Origin of the sequence: Streptomyces sp. FIT100 (assembly GCF_024584805.1) — a bacterium.
Lineage (GTDB): Bacteria > Actinomycetota > Actinomycetes > Streptomycetales > Streptomycetaceae > Streptomyces.
The window spans coordinates 2,096,640-2,118,738 of record NZ_CP075715.1 but is presented as its reverse complement, the minus strand read 5'-3'; the positions used below and the strand labels follow the sequence as shown (position 1 = coordinate 2,118,738).

General features: G+C 71.8%; 20 protein-coding genes and 2 pseudogenes. 10 read left to right on the top strand and 12 right to left on the bottom strand.

Translation table 11 applies throughout. The features are described from left to right. Positions 1-404 precede the first annotated feature (404 nt). Together KK483_RS09150 and KK483_RS09145 are read left to right on the top strand one after the other, a co-directional pair. Complete coding sequence (locus tag KK483_RS09150; protein WP_262004715.1) at positions 405-1,103, top strand: DUF998 domain-containing protein; 699 nt, start codon at positions 405-407, stop codon at positions 1,101-1,103. Continuing rightward, positions 1,100-2,035, top strand: a complete 936-nt coding sequence (locus tag KK483_RS09145; protein ID WP_262004714.1) for an alpha/beta fold hydrolase — start codon at positions 1,100-1,102, stop codon at positions 2,033-2,035. The genes KK483_RS09150 and KK483_RS09145 overlap by 4 nt, the downstream gene beginning before the upstream one ends. Here KK483_RS09145 and KK483_RS09140 read toward each other — a convergent pair. The 4 genes from KK483_RS09140 to KK483_RS09125 form a co-directional block, all read right to left on the bottom strand. Further along, entirely contained in the window at positions 1,956-2,375 is a 420-nt protein-coding gene (locus KK483_RS09140; protein ID WP_262004713.1) for a CBS domain-containing protein, read from the bottom strand. The genes KK483_RS09145 and KK483_RS09140 overlap by 80 nt on opposite strands. 162 nt (positions 2,376-2,537) lie before the next feature. Then, entirely contained in the window at positions 2,538-3,287 is a 750-nt protein-coding gene (locus tag KK483_RS09135; RefSeq protein ID WP_262004712.1) for a DUF305 domain-containing protein, read from the bottom strand. Further along, positions 3,284-3,940 carry a DUF3105 domain-containing protein gene (locus KK483_RS09130; protein ID WP_262004711.1) on the bottom strand — a complete coding sequence of 219 codons (657 nt, stop codon included), beginning with the start codon at positions 3,938-3,940 and terminating at the stop codon, positions 3,284-3,286. Before KK483_RS09130 ends, KK483_RS09135 begins: the two co-directional genes overlap by 4 nt. 77 nt (positions 3,941-4,017) lie before the next feature. Further along, on the bottom strand, positions 4,018-4,410 hold the full coding sequence (locus tag KK483_RS09125; protein ID WP_262004710.1) for a hypothetical protein: 393 nt from the start codon (positions 4,408-4,410) through the stop codon (positions 4,018-4,020). Between the two features lie 142 nt (positions 4,411-4,552). Between KK483_RS09125 and glnA the strand changes: the two genes are divergently transcribed. After that, on the top strand, positions 4,553-5,914 hold the full coding sequence (gene glnA, locus KK483_RS09120) for a type I glutamate--ammonia ligase (RefSeq protein WP_262004709.1): 1,362 nt from the start codon (positions 4,553-4,555) through the stop codon (positions 5,912-5,914). A 136-nt stretch (positions 5,915-6,050) separates the two neighbouring features. On the opposite strand, the gene KK483_RS09115 is transcribed toward glnA, so the two are convergent. Continuing rightward, complete coding sequence (locus KK483_RS09115; RefSeq protein ID WP_262004708.1) at positions 6,051-6,575, bottom strand: hypothetical protein; 525 nt, start codon at positions 6,573-6,575, stop codon at positions 6,051-6,053. 87 nt (positions 6,576-6,662) lie between these two features. Between KK483_RS09115 and KK483_RS09110 the strand changes: the two are divergent. After that, positions 6,663-7,100 (top strand): annotated as a pseudogene (locus KK483_RS09110) (SAM-dependent methyltransferase); the annotation flags it as partial. 16 nt (positions 7,101-7,116) lie between these two features. On the opposite strand, the gene KK483_RS09105 reads toward KK483_RS09110, so the two are convergent. Together KK483_RS09105 and KK483_RS09100 are read right to left on the bottom strand one after the other, a co-directional pair. Next, positions 7,117-7,557, bottom strand: coding sequence for a VOC family protein (locus KK483_RS09105; protein ID WP_262004707.1), 441 nt, complete (start codon positions 7,555-7,557; stop codon positions 7,117-7,119). A 54-nt stretch (positions 7,558-7,611) separates the two neighbouring features. After that, a complete protein-coding gene (locus tag KK483_RS09100; RefSeq protein WP_262004706.1) occupies positions 7,612-8,172 on the bottom strand; it encodes a pyridoxamine 5'-phosphate oxidase family protein in 561 nt (186 codons plus the stop codon). Positions 8,173-8,331: 159 nt separating this feature from the next. Between KK483_RS09100 and KK483_RS09095 the strand changes: the two genes are divergently transcribed. The 3 genes from KK483_RS09095 to KK483_RS09085 all read left to right on the top strand — a co-directional run bounded on the left by KK483_RS09095 (position 8,332) and on the right by KK483_RS09085 (position 13,119). Continuing rightward, positions 8,332-11,319 carry a bifunctional [glutamine synthetase] adenylyltransferase/[glutamine synthetase]-adenylyl-L-tyrosine phosphorylase gene (locus KK483_RS09095; RefSeq protein WP_262004705.1) on the top strand — a complete coding sequence of 996 codons (2,988 nt, stop codon included), beginning with the start codon at positions 8,332-8,334 and terminating at the stop codon, positions 11,317-11,319. A gap of 217 nt (positions 11,320-11,536) precedes the next feature. Continuing rightward, positions 11,537-12,301 carry a maleylpyruvate isomerase family mycothiol-dependent enzyme gene (locus KK483_RS09090; protein WP_262004704.1) on the top strand — a complete coding sequence of 255 codons (765 nt, stop codon included), beginning with the start codon at positions 11,537-11,539 and terminating at the stop codon, positions 12,299-12,301. A gap of 56 nt (positions 12,302-12,357) precedes the next feature. Further along, the gene (locus tag KK483_RS09085) at positions 12,358-13,119 is read left to right on the top strand and encodes a transporter substrate-binding domain-containing protein (RefSeq protein ID WP_262004703.1); all 762 of its coding nucleotides are present in this window, start codon (positions 12,358-12,360) and stop codon (positions 13,117-13,119) included. A gap of 197 nt (positions 13,120-13,316) precedes the next feature. Here KK483_RS09085 and KK483_RS35475 read toward each other — a convergent pair. The 5 genes and pseudogenes from KK483_RS35475 to KK483_RS09060 all read right to left on the bottom strand — a co-directional run. Next, a pseudogene (locus KK483_RS35475) lies at positions 13,317-13,472 on the bottom strand (aminoglycoside adenylyltransferase domain-containing protein); the annotation flags it as partial. A 612-nt stretch (positions 13,473-14,084) separates the two neighbouring features. Further along, a complete protein-coding gene (locus tag KK483_RS09075; protein WP_262004702.1) occupies positions 14,085-14,384 on the bottom strand; it encodes a hypothetical protein in 300 nt (99 codons plus the stop codon). 140 nt (positions 14,385-14,524) lie between these two features. Then, positions 14,525-15,427, bottom strand: coding sequence for a phosphatase PAP2 family protein (locus KK483_RS09070; protein WP_262004701.1), 903 nt, complete (start codon positions 15,425-15,427; stop codon positions 14,525-14,527). A gap of 333 nt (positions 15,428-15,760) precedes the next feature. After that, on the bottom strand, positions 15,761-16,789 hold the full coding sequence (locus tag KK483_RS09065; RefSeq protein ID WP_262004700.1) for a LacI family DNA-binding transcriptional regulator: 1,029 nt from the start codon (positions 16,787-16,789) through the stop codon (positions 15,761-15,763). A gap of 25 nt (positions 16,790-16,814) precedes the next feature. Next, a complete protein-coding gene (locus KK483_RS09060; RefSeq protein WP_262004699.1) occupies positions 16,815-18,521 on the bottom strand; it encodes a glycoside hydrolase family 13 protein in 1,707 nt (568 codons plus the stop codon). A 355-nt stretch (positions 18,522-18,876) separates the two neighbouring features. On the opposite strand from KK483_RS09060, the gene KK483_RS09055 reads away from it, so the two are divergent. Genes KK483_RS09055 through KK483_RS09045 form a run of 3 tightly spaced genes read left to right on the top strand, consistent with a single transcriptional unit; the run spans position 18,877 to position 22,080 of the window. Then, positions 18,877-20,151 carry an extracellular solute-binding protein gene (locus KK483_RS09055; protein WP_262004698.1) on the top strand — a complete coding sequence of 425 codons (1,275 nt, stop codon included), beginning with the start codon at positions 18,877-18,879 and terminating at the stop codon, positions 20,149-20,151. A gap of 16 nt (positions 20,152-20,167) precedes the next feature. Next, on the top strand, positions 20,168-21,175 hold the full coding sequence (locus KK483_RS09050) for a carbohydrate ABC transporter permease (protein WP_262004697.1): 1,008 nt from the start codon (positions 20,168-20,170) through the stop codon (positions 21,173-21,175). Then, entirely contained in the window at positions 21,172-22,080 is a 909-nt protein-coding gene (locus KK483_RS09045) for a sugar ABC transporter permease (protein ID WP_399013760.1), read from the top strand. The genes KK483_RS09050 and KK483_RS09045 overlap by 4 nt, the downstream gene beginning before the upstream one ends. Positions 22,081-22,099: the final 19 nt, after the last annotated feature.

The following is a 22,099-nucleotide window of genomic DNA, read 5'->3' as shown; positions in this document are numbered from 1 at the left end:
TGAAGGCATGTGAAGGCGTGCGTCCGCCACCGCAGTCCGGGCAGGACGGGACGGCCGGACGCGCTCCTCCTGGCGCGGCACCGACGAGGTGGCGAGCACGGTCCGGCGGGGTGGCGGAATCGGCCGTACGGACGGTGGCGGGTGCTTCCTCGCTCCCCACCGGTGCCCGGGCCGCCGCTCAGAGCGGCCGCGCGGATATCCCGAACAGCAGGGCCCTGAACGGCAGTAGCCGCCCGTACGGGGCCCTCGGGTCGGTCGTCATACCGGGCACCCTACCCCCACCGGGTATAGGTGCCGGGTAAGCGCTCGTGCCGACACGTTTCCTCTCATATCGGCACGTGTCGACGAGGGCTCGGTGCGGCGCCCGCGGTCTGCGGCCGCAGGCGGACCTAGCATGGGCCATCATGTCCGAATCGCCCGGAAAGTCCAGCACCATCGCCCTGCTGATCGCGCTGGGCGCCGTCGCGTACACCGCCTGGGTGCTCGAACTCGTCCTCGACACCGGACTCGATCCCGTCCGCGCGTACGTCAGCGAACTCGCCGCCGCCGACCAGCCGCTGGGCGGCTTCTTCCGCGCCACCGACCTCGCCGCCGGGCTGCTCGTGCTCGCCGGAGCCGGACTCGCCCTGCTGCGACCGCCGCGGCGCCCCTGGACCGTCGTCGGCTGGGCCGCTCTGCTGCTCTTCGGCGCCGCGACCGCCGCCGACTCCCGGCTGCCCCTGAGCTGCGCGCCGACCGCGGACCCGGAGTGCGCCGCCCGCGAGACCGCGGGACTCGTGCCGGCGACCCACACCGCACACGCCGTCAGTTCCTCTCTCGCCATGGCCGGTGCGCTCACGGGCGTCGTCGCGCTCACCGTCGCCGCCCGCCGCTACGGCCGGTGGCCGCCCCTGGCCCGTACCGGAGCCGCCGTCGCCGTCCTCGCGCTCGCCGCCACCGGCTGGACGCTGGCCGCCGTCGGGGCCTCCGAGGCGGGCCACGGCGCCTGGGCGCTCGGAGCCGCACAGCGAACCCAGGTACTGCTGGTGGCAGTGTGGTTGGCGGTACTCGCGCTGTCCGTGGCGCGGGAGGGATCCGTGGCGCGGGAGGGAGAGGGATCGTGAGCTTCGTACGGGTCCGGGGAGTGGCGCACCACGTCGTCGTCGACGGCAGCGGCCCGGTCTGCGTCCTCAGCGCGGGCCTCGCCATGAGCTGGTTCGACTGGGACCCCGTCGTACCGCTGCTGGCGCCGCACCGCACCGTCGTGCGCTTCGACCGGCCGGGCCACGGGCTGAGCGGGCCGGCGGCCGTGGCGCCCTCCGCGACCGGCGAGGCCCAGCGCATCGCCGCCCTGCTCGACGCGCTCGGGCTGACCGGGCCCGCCACCGTCGTCGGCCACTCCATCGCCGGATTCCACGCCGAAGCCTTCGCCCGCCTCCACCCCGCCCGTGCCGCCGGCCTCGTCCTCGTCGACTCCAGCGTCGAGGAGCACGCCCGCGTACCCGCGGCCCCCGCGCTCCGCACGGCCCTCACGCACGCCCTCGGCACGGTCCTCTCCACGGCCGGCGTGCCCGCCGCGCTCGGCCCGCTCACCCGGCGCGCCGCGGTCCGGCTCTCCCGTACGGGCGGCGGCGACCCGGCTCCCGCCGCACTCGTACGCCGCTGCTACGGCACCTCGCGCGTGCTCCGGGGCGCCCTGCTGGAGAACGCCCACTACCGGGCGGTCGCCGCCGAACTCCTCGCCCTGCGCGAGCGGTTCCCGCTCCCGGACGGGCTTGCGGTGACCGTGCTCGCCGCCTCCGGCGGGCACGGCGGACGGCGGTCACACGACGACTGGCTGGAGCGGCAGCGCGCGCTGGCCCGCCGGCTCGGCGACGGCGCCCGCTTCGAGGCCGTCGTGCCGTCGGGCCACCTGATGATGCTCGACCGCCCGGACGCGGTGGCCCGGGCGGTCCTGGTGCCGGGGGAGGAGCGGGTCAACCCCGCGCGTACACCTGCTCGACCCACGACGCGATCTGGTCCTCCGACAGATGGCGGGCGAGATCGGCTTCGCTGATCATTCCGACCAGCCGCTTGTTCTCGATCACGGGCAGCCGGCGGATCTGGTGGTCCTGCATCTCGTGCAGCACCTCGTCCACGTCCGCGCCCGCGTCGACCCAGCGCGGGGTGCCCTGGGCCATGTCGCCGGCCGTCACCCGCGACGGGTCGTGGCCCATGGCCACACACCCGACGACGATGTCGCGGTCCGTGAGAATGCCGCAGAGCCGGTCGTTCGTGTCCGCGATGGGCAGGGCGCCCACGTTCAGTTCGCGCATCAGCTGCGCGGCGCGGTCGAGGGTTTCGTGCGCGGGGATCCACTGGGCCCCGGGATGCATGATGTCCTTGGCGGTGGTCATCGGGTCCGTACCTCCTGACTGCGGCGGACGCGGAGAAGGCCGTTTTCGACATTACCGCCGGTATCGTCGAGGCGCCCGACGGGAGGGCCGGCCCCGCGTGTGCGGGACCGGCCCGGCCGGTCGCGTCCTCGGTCAGCGGCGTCCCGGCCGGCCGCGACCTGGTCACCCGCGGGGGGCCGCGCCCCGCTTCTTCAGCAGGTCCGCCATGAGCAGGAGCTCGGACTGCTGGGCGTCGACCATGCCCTGGGCGAGGTTCCGCTCCGGCCGCACCGTGCAGAGGTCGGCGCAGCCCTGGGCCATCGCGACACCGCCCTTGTGGTGGTCGGTCATCAGCTGGAGGTAGAGCACCTCGGCCTGCCTGCCGCTCGCCTTCGAGAGCTGGTCGAGCTCGGCCTTGGTCGCCATACCCGGCATGAGCGAGCCGTCAGCGCCGTCAGCGCCGTCAGCGCCGCCGGCGCCGCCAGCGCCTTCCGCGCTCGCCTGCGCGTCACCGCCGCCGTGAGCACCGTGCTCGCCGTGCCCGCTGTGTGCGCTGTGGTCCGGCGCCGACGATGCCATCCAGGCCATCGGCTCGACCCCGGACACGACCTTCGGCAGCCCCCACAGGTCCAGCCACCCCAGCAGCATGCCCCGCTGGTTGGCCTGGGTGTTGGCGATGTCGTACGCGAGCCTGCGCACCTCCTCGTCCTGCGTGCGGTCGCGCACGATGAAGGACATCTCCACCGCCTGCTGGTGATGGACCGCCATGTCGCGGGCGAAGCCCGCCTCCGCGGAGTCCGCCACCGGGCCCGCCGTCGCCGCCCCGGCGCCGTCGCCGCCCGCGGACGCGACCGTGGCCGCGCCCGCGAACAGCAGCGCCGCCACGACGGCCACGAGCGCGGCCACGTGCGTACGGGTCAGCCTCGGCGTCACCCGCTCAGCCCGCCCGTGCACGCCGCACCCGGCTCGGGCGTCTGCGGGCCCTGGACGTACTTCGTGAAGAACTGGTCGACCCTCGGGTCGTCCGCACCGTCCACCGTGACCTGCTTGCCCCAGGCGCTCAGCATGATCGCACCGGCCTGGTCCTTCACCGGGCTCATCAGCGAGTACGGCGTCTTGCCGACCTTGTCCTTGAGCTTCTGCAGGTCGGCGGCCGGGGCCTTGTCGCTGTAGGTCACCCACACCGCGCCGTGCTCCAGCGAGTGCACCGCGTTCACATCGGGGATCGCCTTGTCGTAGACGTCGCCGTCGCAGTTCATCCACGCCTGGTGGTGGTCACCGCCGACCGGAGGCTTCATCGGGTACGTCACGGCCGTCGTCACGTGGTTGCGGCCGAGCTTCTTCGCGTCCCACGACTTCTCGTCCTTGACGGGAGCCTTGGCGGCGGCCTCCACCTGCTCCTTCTTCTCGGACTCCTTGTTCAGCACGTACGTACCGAAACCGACGAGGCCCGCGACCACGACGGCGCTGACCGAGATCGTGATGATGCGGTTGCGGCGCTCACGGGCCTGGTCGGCGCGGCGCATCTGCTCTATACGGGCCCGGCGGTCGTTGCTGCTGCTGCTCTTGCTGGTCCTGGCGGCCATTTTCCGTCGTCCTTCTTCTGTGATGTGTCGATATGCCGATGTGCCGACGTGTCGGCTGCGGAGGCGGAACGGTCCTGCTAGGTCCGCAGCACCTGAAGGACGTGGAGATCCGGCGCGCGGGGCAGCGCACCCGTACGGGGCGCCCGGACGGCGTGGTGCGCCCCGGCAGGGCCGGGCGCCGGCCCGGCGCTGTCCAGGGGGCCGTCCAGCGGCGGCGCGGTGAGCACGGCCGGGCCGAGGTGCGGGAAGAGCCCGCAGTCGCCCCGGTCGTACGGGCAGTCGTACGCGGTGTGGGAAGCGGCCCCGGGCGCCGCGGTGAACCCCGGCCGGTCCCCGGCGTGAGCCGCCGTGTCCGCCTCCGCCTGGCCACCCAGGCAGACGAAGAGCGCGGCGAGGAGCGTCGCCACGGCACTCGCCAGCGCCGTGGGACGCGCGGTGCGCGCGAGGCGGTCGTGCCGCAGGCCCCCCATGGCCGCAGATGGTAGTGGCGCAGGCGTGCCGCATGTCATACGGGGTGCGTAATCTGGGCGAAACCCCGGGTCGTGATACTGAAGCTCCTCCTCTACGCCCTGGCGGTGGTGCACAGGCCGTCTGAACTGCAAGGATGTGGCTATGGACAAGCAGCAGGAATTCGTGCTCCGCACGCTCGAGGAGCGCGACATCCGCTTCGTGCGCCTGTGGTTCACCGACGTGCTCGGCTTCCTGAAGTCGGTCGCGGTGGCCCCGGCCGAGCTTGAGCAGGCGTTCGACGAGGGCATCGGCTTCGACGGGTCCGCGATCGAGGGCTTCGCCCGGGTCTACGAGTCCGACATGATCGCCAAGCCGGACCCGGGGACCTTCCAGATCCTGCCCTGGCGCGCCGAGGCCCCCGGCACCGCCCGGATGTTCTGCGACATCCTCATGCCCGACGGCTCCCCGTCCTTCGCCGACCCGCGCTTCGTCCTCAAGCGGATCCTCGCCAAGACCTCGGACCTGGGCTTCACCTTCTACACCCACCCCGAGATCGAGTTCTTCCTGCTCAAGGACCGCCCGCTGGACGGCAGCCGCCCCACCCCCGCGGACAACTCCGGGTACTTCGACCACACCCCGCAGAACGTCGGCATGGACTTCCGCCGCCAGGCCATCACCATGCTCGAATCGATGGGCATCTCGGTCGAGTTCAGCCACCACGAGGGCGCGCCCGGCCAGCAGGAGATCGACCTGCGCTACGCGGACGCGCTGTCGACCGCCGACAACATCATGACGTTCCGCCTGGTCATGAAGCAGGTCGCGCTGGAGCAGGGCGTCCAGGCCACCTTCATGCCGAAGCCCTTCTCCGAGCACCCGGGCTCCGGAATGCACACACACCTCTCCCTCTTCGAGGGCGACCGCAACGCCTTCTACGAGTCGGGCGCCGAGTACCAGCTCTCCAAGGTCGGACGTTCCTTCATCGCCGGCCTGCTCCAGCACGCCGCCGAGATCTCCGCCGTCACCAACCAGTGGGTCAACTCCTACAAGCGCATCTGGGGCGGCTCGGCCCGCACCGCCGGCTCCGGCGGCGAGGCCCCCTCGTACATCTGCTGGGGCCACAACAACCGCTCGGCCCTGATCCGCGTCCCGATGTACAAGCCGGGCAAGACCGGCTCCGCCCGCATCGAGGTCCGCTCCCTCGACGCCGGCGCCAACCCCTACCTCGCCTACGCGGTCCTCCTCGCCGCGGGCCTCAAGGGCATCGAGGAGGGCTACGAACTCCCCGCCGGCGCCGACGACGACGTCTGGGCGCTCTCCGACGCCGAACGCCGCGCGATGGGCATCGAGCCCCTCCCGCAGAACCTGGGCGAGGCGATCACTCTGATGGAGCGCAGCGAGCTGGTCGCCGAGACGCTCGGCGAGCACGTCTTCGACTTCTTCCTCCGCAACAAGAAGCAGGAGTGGGAGAAGTACCGCTCCGAGGTCACCGCCTTCGAACTGCGGGAGAACCTGCCGGTGCTGTAAGCGCAGGTCAGCGTAGGTCTGTTGTTGAGACGATCCGGAGGGCTGACGGCCGCGAACCGTCGGCCCTCCGGCGTCTTACCGGCCCTGGGCCGTCTGTGGGCCGTCCGGTACTGGCTCGACGGCTACGACCTGGCTCTCAGGGCTCCACGCCGCAGCGTCGCGCGATCGCCTTGAGGCGTTCCAGTTCGCGCTGCGCCGAGTCCGGGTGGGCGAGATCAAGGGCCATCCCCGCGCGGGCGGTGACGTAGAGGATGTCCTGGCGGGTGGCCGCGTCGAGGCTGGAGGCGGTCTGGAGGCGGTGGCCCGTGACGTACAGGGAGACCGTGATGTGGTCGAGACGGTCCCGCAGGCCCAGAGGGAGCACCTGTGGCAGGACGTCCTTGGCGTAGTCCCGCACCTGCCGGTCCGCCTCGCAGGGGCGGGGCGGCGAGGGAGCCCAGGGAAGGCCGGCTTCCCTGGCTTCGTCGTACATATCGGCCACCAAGGTGCGTGCGGTGACGGGACCGCCCTCGGCGGCGGCCGCGCGGGCCGACTCCAGCATGGAGCGCAGTCGGGCGTGGGCCTGTGGCTCCGCGCCCGTCCGGGCGTCCAGATACCCGGACCACACGTCGAACGCCTTGCTCAACTCGGCGTCCAGCATCACCTTGTATGCGTCCGGCACTCCGCCGCCTCTCCTGTCGGCCGTCCCGGCGCGGGCGGCGGCGGTACACGATAGGACGGATGGCGGGGGCGCTGCCCGCGAATTTCCCGGGACCGGGCCCTGCGCGCGATGGCCGGTGCGCTGCGGCCCGGCGGGTGGCTGCTGGTGGAGGACGCCGATCCGGCGTCGCAGCCGCTGATCTGCCTGGACGAGTACGGGGCCGAGCAGGCGCTGGCCAACAGGTTGCGGGCCGGATTCCGCTCGCTTCTGGCGGCCGGCGGTGCCGACCTGTCCTACGGACGCAAGCTCCCCCGGCTGCTGCGGGAAGCGGGACTGGCCGACGTCACCGCGGACGCCTACTTCCCGGTCACGTCCGCGGCCAGCGACACCCTGGAGGCGGCGACGGTCCGGCACGTGCGCGACAGGCTGGTCGCGGCAGGACTCGCGACCGACGAGGAGATCGATCGGCATCTTGCGAACGTCGCTTCGGGCCGCCTCGACCTCGCCACCTCCCCGATGATCTCCGCGTGGGGCCGCCGCCCGTAAGGGCCCCGCACGCACATCAAGAACGGCGGCGTTCCGCCAGGGGCACCGGCGCCTCCTGTACGACCCAGCCGTTGCCGTCGGGGTCGGTGAAGAAGACGAAGGAGTTCCAGGGCTCGCCCTTGCCCTGGGCCCAGCCCGTGGGGGACACGTGCTGGACCGCGCTGACGGCGACGCCGCGGGCGAGGAGGTCGTCGTGGGCCGTCTCGATGTCCGGGACGCAGAGCTGGAGGCCCTGGATCGCGCCGGGGGGCATGGACGTATGGCCGGGCGCCGGTGGCATGCCCTCGCCGATGACGATCGAGCAGGTGGAGCCGGGCGGGGTCAGCTGGATGATGCGGACGCCCTTGCCGATGCGGGTGTCGTGGTCGACGTCGAAGCCGCACTGGTCGGCGTAGAAGGTCCTGGCCCGGTCGATGTCGGTGACCGGGATGACGATCACTTCGAGGGTCCATTCCACGCCGGGGTGCCTCCCTCGTGCGTCGTGTCGGACGGATCAGGCGGATCGGGCGGTTCAGGCCCTGAACCGCCAGCGGGTCTGGCCGTAGACGTCGCCCTTGGCGAAGCCGAAGGCCGTGGCGGGTGCGACCTCGAAGACCAGGGCGCGGCCCCCGCCCGGGGAGTGGAAGGCCCCGTCCCGCACCTCGAAGTGCCACACCGGGCCGTACTTCGCCTCCCACGCCTCGGCCAGCCGGCCCAGCCGCTCCTCGTCGCCGATCCGGACCGCCTCGCCCTCGACAACCAGGTCGCAGCCGCCGCCGGACGTGTTCGTGCCGGTCGTGAGGACGACGTGCGGGTTGGCGGCGAGGTTGCGGGCCTTGCGCTCGTCCTCACCCGTGGTGAAGTACAGCGCCCCGTCCAGCCAGGGGCAGAGCAGCGGGGTGACATGGGGGCGGCCGTCGGGCCGTACCGTCGAGAGCCAGAAGACCTCGGCCTTCTCCAGCAGTGCGACGGCGTCGGACCACGGTGTCGGCGTGGCGGCGGGGGAGCTGTAGCGCGGGTCGAGGTCGGTCCGCGGTTCCTGGGTCGGCGGTTCCTGGGTCTGCGGTTCCTGGGGCGGTGACTGCGTCGGCATGGCGGAATCCTCCCGGTTGCCCGGTTCTTCATATGGTCCCTGCGAAGTACCGACTCCGCCCGCCGACCGGACTCATCGCGAACCGGAGGCTCGGGCTACGCTCGGACCGGGCCCTTGATCGGGTGCGGGATGTCGGGCGCGTGATGCGGAGGCTGCGGAATGACGGTGCCGGGGCGCAGAAGCAGTACGTTCACCCGTTTGCTGCGGCACGGATTCACCCACCCCGCCGTCGCCGAACGGTTCCTCGAACTGCCCGAGATGACCCCCGTACGCACCGACTCCGTCCTCCTCGACGCGCTGGGCGCCACCGCCGACCCCGACCTGGCCCTGCGCGGGCTCGTACGGCTCGTCGAGGCGCAGCCGCCCGAGGAGCGGCAGGTCCTGCTCGACACGCTGATCTCCGCGAAGCCCCTGCGCGACCGGCTGCTCGGGGTGCTCGGCGCGTCCGAGGCGCTCGGCGACCACCTCGCGCGGCACCCGCGCGACTGGCAGGCGCTCGTGATGTACGAGGCGACCGACCTCCACCCGGGTGTGGAGGAGTTCGAGCGCGGGCTCGCCGAGGCCACCGACCCGGTGTCGCTGCGCGTCGCCTACCGGCGCTGTCTGCTGTCCATAGCGGCCCGCGACGTCTGCGGCACCACCGACGTCGCCCAGACCGCCGCCGAGCTCGCCGACCTCGCCACGGCGACCCTGCGCGCGGCGCTCGCCATCGCCCGTGGCGCCGCGCCCGAGGACGCCGCCGTGTGCCGGCTCGCGGTGATCGCGATGGGCAAGTGCGGCGGCCACGAGCTCAACTACGTCTCCGACGTCGACGTCATCTTCGTGGGCGAGCCCGTCGAAGGGGCCGACGAGCCCACCGCGCTGAAGGCCGCGACCCGGCTCGCCTCGCACCTCATGCGCATCTGCTCGGAGACCACCGTCGAGGGCACGATCTGGCCCGTCGACGCCAATCTGCGCCCCGAGGGCCGCAACGGCCCGCTCGTCCGCACCCTCACCAGCCATCTCGCGTACTACCAGCGGTGGGCGAAGACCTGGGAGTTCCAGGCGCTGCTCAAGGCACGGGCGGTGGCCGGGGACCCCGAGCTCGGCGCCGAGTACATCGAGGCCGTGTCGCCGCTCGTCTGGCAGGCCGCGGAGCGCGAGAACTTCGTCCCCGACGTGCAGAAGATGCGCCGCCGCGTCGTCGACAACATCCCCGTCGACCGGATAGAGCGCGAGCTGAAGCTCGGCCCCGGCGGGCTGCGGGACGTCGAGTTCGCCGTCCAGCTCCTCCAGTTGGTGCACGGCCGCAGCGACGCGATGCTGCGCAGCGGCAGCACCCTCGACGCGCTGAAGGCGCTCGCGGCCGGCGGCTACGTGGGCCGTATGGACGCCGCCCAGCTCGACGACGCGTACCGCTTCCTGCGCGCCATGGAGCACCGCATCCAGCTGCACCGGCTGCGCCGCACCCATCTCGTCCCCGAGGGCGAGGAGGACCTGCGCCGCCTCGGACGCTCGCTCGGGCTGCGCACCGACCCCGTCGCCGAGCTGAACAAGGAGTGGCGACGGCACGCCTCCGTCGTACGGCGGCTGCACGAGAAGCTCTTCTACCGGCCGCTCCTGGACGCCGTCGCCCAGCTCGCGCCCGGCGAGACCCGGCTCAGCACCCAGGCCGCAGGGCAGCGGCTCGAAGCGCTCGGATACGGCGACCCGGCCGCCGCGCTGCGCCATCTGGAGGCCCTGTCGTCCGGCGTCTCGCGCAAGGCGGCGATCCAGCGGACCCTGCTGCCGGTGCTGCTGGGCTGGTTCGCGGACTCGGCCGATCCGGACGCCGGCCTGCTCGGCTTCCGCAAGGTGTCCGACGCGCTCGGCAAGACCCCCTGGTACCTGCGGCTGCTCCGCGACGAGGGCGCGGCAGCGGAGAACCTCGCCCGCGTCCTGTCCGCCGGCCGGCTCGCCCCCGACCTGCTGCTGCGCGCCCCCGAGGCGGTCGCCCTGCTCGGCGACCCGGAGGGCCTGCGGCCGCGCGGCCGGGACCACCTGGAGCAGGAGGTACTGGCCGCGGTCGGCCGCGCCACCGGCGCGGAGGCGGCGGTCGCGGCCGCCCGCGGGGTGCGGCGGCGCGAGCTGTTCCGCACCGCCGCGGCCGATCTGATCGGCTCGTACGGCACCGAGGAGAGCCCCGCCGAACAGGACCCCGGCGCGCTCGTCGACCGCGTCGGCAACGCCGTCACCGACCTCAACGCGGCGACCGTCGCGGGCGCGCTGCGTGCCGTCGTACGGGAGAAGTGGGGCGACGAGCTCCCCACCCGCTTCGCCGTCATCGGCATGGGCCGCTTCGGCGGCCACGAGCTGTCGTACGGCTCCGACGCCGACGTGCTCTTCGTCCACGAGCCGCGCGAGGGCGTCGACGAGCACGAGGCCGCACAGGCCGCGAACACCGTCGTCGCCGAACTGCGCCGCCTGCTGCAGGTGCCCACCTCCGACCCGCCGCTGCTCATCGACGCCGACCTGCGCCCGGAGGGCAAGAGCGGCCCGCTGGTGCGCACGCTCGCCTCCTACGGCGCGTACTACCGGCGCTGGTCGCTGGTGTGGGAGAGCCAGGCCCTGCTGCGCGCCGAACCGATGGCGGGCGACACCGACCTGGGAGCGCGCTTCGTCGAACTGATCGATCCGCTGCGCTATCCGGTCGAGGGCCTCGGCGAGGAGGCGGTCCGCGAGATCCGCCGTCTCAAGGCCCGTATGGAGTCCGAACGCCTGCCGCGCGGCGCCGACCCGACCCTCCACACCAAGCTGGGCCGCGGCGGTCTCAGCGACGTCGAGTGGACGGTCCAGCTCCTCCAGATGCGCCACGGCTGGGCCGAGCCCGGACTGCGCACGACCCGCACCCGCGAGGCCCTCGCCGCCGCGCACGCCGCGGGGCTGCTGTCCACGGAGGACGCCCAGATCCTCGACGACGCCTGGGTCCTGGCGAGCCGCGTCCGCAACGGTGTGATGCTGGTACGCGGCCGGCCCGGCGACACCTTTCCGTCGGACTCGCGCGAACTGGGCGCGGTGGGGCGGTACTTGGGGTACGAGTCGGGGCATGTCGGGGCCATGCTCGACGACTACCGCAGGACGACGCGGCGGGCCCGGGCCGTGGTGGAGGAGCTCTTCTACGGGGCCTGACCGTCTACCTGGCCTGAGCGTGTACGGGGCTTGACTGTCCGCGGGGTCCGACCGCCCGAGGCCCTCGCTCGACGCCCCAGCCGGCAGAAGCGGGCACACGATGCCCGCCGGGCCCGGTCCGGCGGCCGGGCGGTCGGGCGGCCGCAGCCGGGGGCCCAGCGGTTCGGTGAGCCGGAAGCCGGCCGTCCGGGCCCGGCCATGTGCTGAACTCTCCGGCATGGACTTCTCCCGCTATCTCGACCACCTCGCGGCCGACTTCGCGCGCCTGCGGGCTCTCGTGCACACCGACCCCGCCGCGTCGGTGCCGAGCTGTCCCGGCTGGACCGTCGCCGACCTGGCCCGCCACGTCGGCGAGGTGTACCTGCACAAGACCCTGGCCATGCGCGAGAACGCCGAGCCCAGCCCGTGGCCGCCGAAGGAGCTCGCGGACGAGGAGCCGCTGCGGCTGCTGGACCGGGCGTACGCCGGGCTGCTCGACGAGTTCGCAGCCCGGGAGCCGGAGGATCCGGCCGGTTCCTGGTACACCCCCGACCAGACCGTCGGCTTCTGGATCCGGCGGATGGCGCAAGAGACGCTCATTCACCGCATCGACGCCGAACTCGGCACCGGGCAGCCGGTGGCTCCGGTGGGGGACGGCCTCGCCGTCGACGGTGTCGACGAACTGCTCAAGGTGTTCGTGGCCTTCGGCGTTGCCGAGTGGGGCGACTACTTCACCGACATCCTGGCCGGCTCCCCGGGCAGAACGTACGTGCTCCGCACCGACGGGGCGCAGTGGCGGGTGCGGACCGGTCCAGGGACGTTCCTCGTCGAGGACGGTGCCGGGGAGAACGCCGCCGACGTGACGGTGACCGGCCCGCCGACGGCCCTGCTGCGATGGGTGTGGAACCGGGAGGGCGCCGGCGAGCGGACGGAGGTGACGGTCGAGGGCACCCCTGATGCGATCGGAGAGCTGCGGCGCTGCATCGTCACGGCGACCCAGTGACATCGGCGAGGACGCGGCGGCAGCCGACGCCAGGGGGCTGATCTACACTCCGCGCCATGGGGATCACGACCGCTGCCGTCACCGAGGACCTGGCGCCCACCGGCGCGCTGCGGGCCTCCATCAATCTCGGGAACCCGGTCCTGGCCCAGGGCACCCCGTCGGCGCCGGCCGGGGTGACGGTCGACCTCGCGCGGGAGATCGGGGCACGGCTCGGTGTGCCGGTGGAGTTCGTCTGCTTCGACGCGGCGCGCAAGTCGTACGAGGCGATGGCGACGGGCCGGGCCGACATCTGCTTCCTGGCGGTCGAGCCCGCGCGTGAGGCGGAGGTCGCCTTCACCGCGCCGTACGTCGTGATCGAGGGGGTGTACGCCGTCCCTCGCGACTCGGACCTCTCCGCCGTCGCCGACGTCGACCGGCCCGGTGTACGCATCGGCGTGAAGCGCGGCTCCGCGTACGACCTCTTCCTCTCCCGCACGCTGCGGCACGCAACTGTGGTGCGCGGGGAGGAGGGAGTCGACGCGTTCCGCGCCGATGGGCTGGAGGCAGCGGCCGGGATCCGGCAGCCGATGGCCGCGTTCGTCGCGGAGCATCGCGAAGTGAGGCTGATCGACGGCCGCTTCATGGAGATCCGGCAGGCGGTGGGTACGACCAGGGCCCGGCGGCCGGAGACCGTGCGGTTCCTGCGGGAGCTCGTCGAGGAGCTGAAGTCCGGCGGATTCGTCGCCGAGGCGCTGCGGCGGGCGGATCAGTCCCCTGACCTGGTCGCCCCACCGGCGTCACCGGACACCCCTGGCGCTCCGCGGCAAGCCCGTCGATGACGGCGACCAGACGGTCGTCGCACGGGCGGACACGCGGCGACAGCTCGTCCCGGCGTTCCGGCACCTTCCCGGCGTAGACGGCCCGGGCATGGGCCGGTACGGGGCGGTGCTGCGCCGGGAGCCGGGGGAGCGCCCACGGCCGCGGCCGCGTCCTTGGACCCGATGGTGCCGGTCGCCGGCGTCATCCAGATGCGGGCGAGCGTGAGGAGGACGTTGCGGGTGTCCGACTCCAGGTCGTCGAGCAGCTCCGGGACACCGGCGACGATCGCGCGCCGGAGGTCCTCGTGCGGGCCGGGATCGAACAGCGCGGCCGGCGGCGGCCCGTGGAGCGGGGCGTTCCCCCGCAGCGCCATGGTGATCAGCGGCGCGAGATCGGGGCACGGCTGCGGGGACGGCGTCCGCCCGCGCTCGTACGCGTCGCGCAGCCACTCGCCGTACAGGAACTCGCCGTACAGGAACTCGCAGCGCGGCGGATAGCGCCAGGGGCGGACGTCGGACTGGACGACGACCGTCAGTTCGACGGGCCGGGCGGGGTCGGGCCGAGCCGGGCCGGGCCGCCCGAGATCTCCAGCAGCCCTCGACCAGCGCGGCGTCAGTGCACTCGCTGGCCTGCCACGCCCTGGCCCAGTACGGCACCAAGGAACAGCAGGCCGAGCACCTTTCCGCGCCCTGCGCTGCCGGGCCGTGGTGCGGTGGCGGACCACGACGAGCACGTCGACGTCGCTGCTCGGGCGGAGTCCGTCGAGAACGGCGGAGCCGTGCAGACACGCGCCGAGTATGTCGCGCACAGAAGGACGACGTCCTGTGCCTGCGCCACTCGGAACTCCTTCCGCAGGTGCGGCTACCAGGCGCCCCCGGCCGCGGATCCCGGCGGTCCGTGGAGGGGCCGCCGGCCCGGCTGTCCCCGTCCGCGCGCCACTTCCTCGGCGTACGGCGACGCCGCTCCCCGGCGCCGACTTCGGTGCCTACGCGCCCGGCCCGGACGTCAGTGCGGCGTCTTCGAGTGTGAAGAGCACGGCGCAGACGTCCTCCGCCTCGACCCTGACCAGCCGGCCCCAGTGCTCGCTCAGCGCTCGCGCGACGTCGTGGAGGCGCCTGCGCTCCTCCGGGGTGTACGCGGGGAAGCGGGCCCAGCCCTTGGCGGCGATCTCGTTGCCGATGTGGGAGAAGAAAGCGGAGCGGCACCGCTGTTCCTCCTCCGCGGTCAGCGGAGTGGGGCCGTCCTCGTGCGGTACTTCGCGCACGTTGTAGAGGTCGCGGATCACGTGGTCTCCCGGTGCCGGGTCGGCTCGCTCCCGGCATCCTCCCAGAGCCGTGGCCGGCCCCGGCGAGGGGCGGTGGTGTCGTCTCCGTGGCCGGTTACGGGGCGTCACCACGTACGCCCCGGCGCCGCCCTGGTGTCAGCTCACTGCCGTGCCGTGTTCAGGTTCACCGGGCCCGCCGGGACCGGAACCGGCACCGGTACCCGCGCCAGGCGGTGCGGCAGGGCGCCGTACCAGACATACGAGACCCCGTAGCCGAACGCGAGGCACAGCAGCCCGCCCACCGCGTCCAGCCAGAAGTGGTTGGCCGTGGCCACGATGACTATGAGGGTCAGGGCCGGGTACAGCAGGCCGAGGATCTTCGCCCACGGCGCCGACGCCAGCGCGAAGATGACGAGGCCGCACCACAGTGACCAGCCGATGTGCATCGACGGCATCGCCGCGTACTGGTTCGACATGTTCTTCAGGTTGCCGGAGGCCATCGAGCCCCAGGTGTGGTGCACGAGCACCGTGTCGATGAAGTCCTGGCCGTTCATCAGGCGCGGCGGTGCCAGCGGGTACAGGTAGTAGCCGACGAGTGCGACGCCCGTCGTCGCGAAGATGGCGAGGCGGGCCGCCGCGTAGCGGCCGGGGTGGCGGCGGTAGAGCCAGACGAGGACGCCTATCGTCACCAGGAAGTGGAGCGTGGCGTAGTAGTAGTTCATCGAGATGACCAGCCATGTCACCGAGTTCACGGCGTGGTTGACCGTCTGCTCGACCGCGATGCCGAGGGTCTTCTCGGCGTGCCAGATCCAGTCGGCGTTGCGCAGGGCCTGCGCCTTCTGCTCCGGCACGGCGTTGCGGATGAGCGAGTACGTCCAGTAGCTGACCGCGATGAGCAGGATCTCGAACCAGATCCGCGGCCGCCTGGGCGCACGCAGCCTGCGCAGCCGCCCCCCGGCCGGAACTCCCGCTGGAGCGACTTCCGGAACCGGACCGTCCGCTGTCACTTTGGGTGACGGGGTGGCCGTCCGGCCTTCCAGAGTCTTCACGGTCGCTTCACCCATAGGCAGAGAGTCTGCCAGATGGGCGCCTTGGTGCGATCATCCCCTGGACGGGTTCCCTGCCCATGCCGTCCGCCTTACGGACTAGGGGGCGGCCCCGACCGCGTCCTCGAAGTCCCCTCCACCGGGCGGCCCACCGCTCGGCCGGACGGCCCTGTGCCGTGTCTTCTAAGTCCCGTCTGCCCGGTGATGCCTGGCATGCTCCCCCAGGGCTCGCGCCTGGGAGGTGCCCCCACCCTCGTAGCCCTTCGGCCACGAGTTCCGCCTTGCGATCGCACGCACCAGACGCCGCCGGGCCCGCCCGTCGGGCGGACGACGCTACGTCGAAGACGCTCCCTAGGGCGCGACGCCCGGCCCCGCGGCGGTCGAGCCGCGGACGACGAGCTCGGGCATGAAGACGAACTCGCTGTGCGGCGCGGGTGTCCCGCCGATCTCCTCCAGGAGCGTGCGTACGGCCGCCTGGCCCATCGCCGGCACCGGCTTGCGGATCGTCGTCAGCGGGGGGTCGGTGAAGGCGATGAGCGGGGAGTCGTCGAAGCCGACGACCGAGATGTCGTCGGGGACTTCGAGCCCGCGCTGCCGTGCCGCCCGGATCGCGCCGAGCGCCATCATGTCGCTCGCGCACACCACGGCGGTGCAGCCGCGGTCGATCAGCGCGGACGCCGCGGCCTGGCCGCCCTCCAGGGTGTAGAGGGAGTGCTGGATCAGCTCCGCCTCGATCACCTGGTCGCTCAGGCCGAGCTGTTCACGGGTGACCTTGACGAATCCCTCTATTTTCCGCAGAACGGGCACGAATCGCTTCGGGCCGAGCGCGAGGCCGATCCGGGTGTGCCCGAGCGCCACGAGATGGGTGACCGCGAGCCGCATGGCGGCGCGGTCGTCGGGGGAGATGAACGGCGCCTGCACCTGCGGCGAGAAGCCGTCGACGAGGACGAAGGGCACGCCCTGGGCGCGCAGCTTCTCGTAGCGCTGCATGTCGGCGCTGGTGTCGGCGTGCAGTCCGGAGACGAAGATGATGCCGGAGACCCCGCGGTCCACGAGCATTTCGGTCAGCTCGTCCTCCGTGGAGCCGCCCGGGGTCTGGGTGGCCAGCACGGGGGTGTAGCCCTGGCGGGTCAGCGCCTGTCCGATGACCTGGGCCAGGGCCGGGAATATGGGGTTCTCCAGTTCGGGCGTGATGAGCCCGACCAGTCCGGCGCTGCGCCTGCGCAGCCGGACCGGGCGCTCGTAGCCGAGGACGTCGAGGGCGGCGAGCACCGATTCGCGGGTGGCTGCGGCAACGCCTGGCTTGCCGTTGAGCACGCGGCTGACCGTGGCCTCGCTGACCCCCGCCTGGGCTGCGATGTCGGCAAGCCGTGCGGTCATGGGATTGGACTGTACCGGTCGCATGTCAGATTGCCCACCAGGTGCTGGAGTCGGCGGGAAGGTGGACCGTCCCGCCGGTGAACTCGGGGGTCGCCGAGGAGAGCAGCACGCTGCCCGGCACGGGCAGCTCCACGTCCGATCCGGTGGTGTTGGTGGTGCAGAGGAAGCCGTCGCGGGCGAGGGCGAGGACGCCGTCGGGGGCATCCAGCCAGGTGACCGTGGAACCCGCGCCGAGACCCGGGTGGTCACGGCGCACGGCCAGCGCCGCCCGGTACAGCTCCAGGGTCGAGCCCGGCACACCACTCTGCGCCTCCACACTCAGCTCACCCCACACCCGCGGCTGCGGCAGCCAGCTGCCGCCCGCCCCGAAACCGTACGAGGCACCCTCACGCGTCCACGGAATCGGCACCCGGCACCCGTCCCGGAAACCGTCCTGACCCTCCGCACGGAAGAACGACGGATCCTGCCGCACCTCATCCGGAAGATCCGTCACATCCGGCAACCCCAACTCCTCACCCTGATACAGATACGCCGACCCCGGCAACGCCAACATCAACAACGTCGCCGCCCGCGCCCGCCGCAGACCGGCCGGTCCGTCGCCGTAGCGGGTCGGATGGCGTACGACGTCGTGGTTGGAGAGCACCCAGGTCGTGGGCGCGCCCACCGAGGCCGTCGCCGCCAGGGACGCGTCGATGACCTCCCGCATCCGCTCCGGGTCCCAGGGGCAGCGCAGGAACTGGAAGTTGAACGCCTGGTGCATCTCGTCCGGGCGCACATACAGGGCCAGCCGCTCCGGGCTGGGCGCCCATGCCTCGGCGACGCCGATGCGCTCGCCCTCGTAGCCGTCGAGCAGCCGGCGCCAGGAACGGTGGATCTCGTGGACGCCGTCCTGGTCGAAGAAGGGCAGCACCTGCGCGCCGATCATCTTGGCCTGCTCCCGCAGCCCGATGTCCGGCAGCCCCTCCGCCTTGACCATGCCGTGGGCCACGTCGATGCGGAAGCCGTCCACGCCGAGGTCGAGCCAGAAGCGCAGCACGGAGGCGAACTCCTCGTGCACGGCCGGGTGGTCCCAGTTGAGATCGGGCTGCTCGGGCGCGAAGAGGTGCAGGTACCACTCTCCCCCGGCCTCCGGCCGGGAGGCGCCCCCATCGCCGTCCGGCACCTCGACCCGGGTCCAGGCCGGGCCGCCGAAGACCGATTCCCAGTCGTTCGGGGGCAGTTCGCCGTCGGCGCCCTTGCCGGGGCGGAAATGGTAGTACGCCCGCTCGGGGGCGCCCGGGCCGCCGGCGAGGGCTGAGCGGAACCAGGCGTGCTGGTCGGAGGTGTGGTTCGGGACGATGTCGACGATCACCCGCAGACCCAGCCGGTGCGCCTCCCGGACGAGGTCGTCCGCGTCGGACAGCGCACCGAAGAGGGGGTCGACGGCCCGGTAGTCGGCGACGTCGTAGCCGCCGTCGGCCTGCGGGGACGCGTAGAAGGGGGTCAGCCAGACCGCGTCCACGCCGAGCGCGGCGAGATGGGGGAGCCGGTCGCGGATGCCGCGCAGATCGCCGATGCCGTCGCCGTCGCTGTCGGCGAAGGAGCGGACGTACACCTGGTAGATGACGGCGTCGCGCCACCAGTCCGGCTCCGCTCCCGGCCGCCCCGTCTCCCGGGCGAGGTGCGGCGCGGTGGTCGAGTCGAGCGCGGTGGTCGTGCCGAGCGCGGTGGTGGTGCTGAGCTCCTGCGTCATGGGCGCTCCCCTTCGGCTGCCAGTTTCGGGATGTTCCGGATCTAACGGATCTAACGGTTCAACGCCGACGTACAACGAAGGTAACAGTGCTGCAATCTCTTGCGGAAGCGGTTGCGGACGCCATCCGCCCTCCCGGATTGCCCCGGCTGTGGCGGCTATCACCTGATCCAGGCAGGTCGGAGCGCAGGAAGTCCGCCATGACAAGGCCCGTATCGGCAACCGTGAGGACACGCGGATGTAACGATCGCCGTCTCTTGCGGAAATATCTCGCAAGGTCTTTCGGTCCTCTTTCAGGCTTGTTACCTTCCTCGACGAATCGGCGCCGTGATGGAGCGGCCCCATCGAAGGAGTTCACATGCGACGTGGCATAGCGGCCACCGCTCTGGTCGCGAGCCTGGCGCTCACGGCGACCGCGTGCGGCGGCGACGACAGCGAGGGCGCGAAGAGCAGCTCGGGCGGAAAGCTGTCGGGCACGGTCACCTGGTGGGACACGTCGACCGTCGGCAGCGAGGACAAGGTCTTCAAGGCGCTCGCCGAGGGCTTCACCAAGAAGCACCCCGACGTCAAGATCAACTACGTGAACGTGCCCTTCGGTGAGGCGCAGAACAAGTTCAAGAACGCCGCCCAGTCCGGCTCCGGCGCCCCCGACGTCATCCGCTCCGAGGTCGCCTGGACCCCCGAGTTCGCCGACCTCGGCTACCTCGCCCCGCTCGACGGCACTGCCGCCCTCAAGAACGAGAAGGACTTCCTGGAGCAGGCCGCCGCCTCCACGAAGTACAACGGCAAGACCTACGCCGTGCCGCAGGTCATCGACACCATGGGCGTCTTCTACAACAAGAAGATCTTCAAGGAGGCCGGTGTCGAGGTCCCCGGCACCATCGCCGAGCTGAAGACCGCCGCCGCGGCCATCAAGGACAAGACCGGCAAGACCGGGATGTACCTGCGCGGCGACGACGCCTACTGGTTCCTGTCCTTCCTCTACGGCGAGGGCGGCGACCTGGTCGACGCCGGGAACAAGCAGATCACCGTCGACAACGCGGCCGGTGTCAAGGCCATGAAGGTCGTCAAGGACCTCGTCGACTCCGGTGCCGCCGAGACCGACGCCACCGACGGCTGGAACAACATGCAGACCGCCTTCAAGGAAGGCAAGGTCGCCATGATGATCAACGGCCCGTGGGCCGTCACCGACACCTACGCCGGCAAGGAGTTCACGGACAAGGCCAACCTCGGCATCGCGCCCGTGCCCGCCGGCTCGGCCGGCCAGGGCGCCCCGCAGGGCGGCCACAACCTCGCCGTCTACGCCGGCTCCAAGAACCTCGACGCCTCCTACGCCTTCGTCGAGTACATGAGCTCCGTAGAGGCCCAGACCCAGGTCGCCGAGGAGCTCAGCCTGCTCCCGACCCGCACCTCGGTCTACAACGAGCCGAAGGTCGCCGCCAACGAGATCGTCGGCTTCTTCAAGCCGGCCGTCGACAAGGCCGTCGAGCGCCCCTGGATCCCCGAGGGCGGCAGCCTCTTCGCCCCGCTGGTGACCGAGTACACCAAGGTCCTCACCGGCCAGACCACCCCGGAGAAGGGAGCCTCGACGGCGGGCGACGCCTACCGCAAGCTCCTCGACGGCTGGAAGTAAGGGAAGAGTCCGACTGATGGCTGTCCACACCAGCGGCCAGTCGGTGGCGAAGGCCGCGGAGCCCGAGGGGGCCCGCGGCCGTCGCCGCGACACCGCACGGGGCCCGCTCCGGCGCGCCCTCTCCACCCACTGGTACGCCTGGACCATGGTCGCCCCCGTGGTGATCGTGATCGGCGTGATCATCGGCTACCCGCTCGTCCGCGGCATCTACCTGTCGCTGACCAACGCCAACGAGCGGAACGTCGAGCGCTCGATCGGGGTGAACCACCTCCCCGCGACGTACGAATTCGTCGGCCTCGACAACTACGCCGACGCGCTCACCGGCGGCCAGTTCCTCGGCACGCTCGGGTGGACGCTGGTGTGGACGGTCTCCTGCGTGGCCGTCACCTTCAGCCTGGGCCTCGCCCTCGCCAACATCCTCAACCGCAGGATCGCCGGCCGGTCGTTCTACCGGATGATGCTGGTCCTGCCCTGGGCCGTGCCCGGCTTCGTCTCCGTCTTCGCCTGGCGCTTCCTCTACAACGAGGACAACGGGCTGCTCAACAAGATGCTCGCGGGCGGCGGCATCGACGCCCTGCCCTGGCTGAACGACCCCACCTGGGCGAAGGTCTCGGTGATCGCCGTCAACGTCTGGCTCGGCGTCCCGTTCATGATGGTCGCCCTGCTCGGCGGGTTGCAGTCCATCCCCGGCGAGCTCTACGAGGCCGCCGAGATGGACGGCGCGAGCGCGTGGCAGCGGTTCCGCCACATCACCATGCCCGGGCTGAGGTCGGTGTCGACCACGGTCGTCCTGCTCTCCACCATCTGGACCTTCAACATGTTCCCGGTGATCTTCCTGCTGACGCGGGGCGGTCCCGGTGAGGCGACCCAGATCCTGGTGACCCAGGCGTACAAGTTCTCGTTCGAGATCAGTCCGCGCGACTTCGCGCAGTCGTCCACCTGGGGCGTGCTGATCCTCGTTCTCCTCATGGTCTTCGCCGCGATCTACCAGCGCGTCCTCCGCAAGCAGGGAGAAACCTGGTGACCACGACCAACACCCCTGCGAACGCGTCCGCGGGCACGCCTGCGAGCAGGTCCGCGGGCACGCCCGCGAACGCTCCCGTGCGAGGCCGCCGCTCGCCGCTCGCCTCGGCCGCCCTGCACCTGACGCTCGTCGTCGCGTCCGTGATCGCCGTCTTCCCGGTCCTGTGGGTCTTCCTGACCTCCATCAAGCCGGCGCAGTACGCGACCACGACGGACTTCTTCAAGGAGACGACGTTCGAGAACTACACCGGGCTGCTGAACGACACCCCGTTCCTCACCTGGTTCGGCAACTCGCTCCTCGTCGCCGGGCTCACCACGGTCCTCGGCGTCTTCGTCGCCGCCACCACCGGCTACGCCGTCAGCCGCTTCCGCTTCCCCGGCAAGCGCGGACTGATGTGGACCCTGCTCATCACCCAGATGTTCCCGGTCGCGGTCCTCATCGTGCCGATCTACAACATCATGGCGCGCATGGGTCTGCTCAACGAGCCCGCCGGCCTCGTCATCACGTACCTCACCATCGCCGTGCCGTTCTGCGCCTGGATGATGAAGGGCTTCTTCGACACGATCCCGCGGGAGATCGACGAGTCGGGACAGGTCGACGGACTCACCCCGTTCGGCACCTTCTGGCGGCTGATCCTGCCGCTCGCCAAGCCCGGCATCGCGGTGACGGCGTTCTACTCGTTCATCACCGCCTGGGGCGAGGTCGCCTACGCCTCCGCCTTCATGGTCGGCGACGAGAACCTCACGCTGGCCGGCGGACTCCAGAAGTTCGTCAACCAGTACGGCGCCCAGTGGGGGCCGATGACCGCGGCCTCCGTGCTCATCGCGATCCCCGCCGCGATCGTCTTCCTCTTCGCCCAGCGCCACCTGGTGACCGGCGTATCGGCCGGCGCCGTCAAGGGCTGAGCCGGGGGCAGGCCCCCGC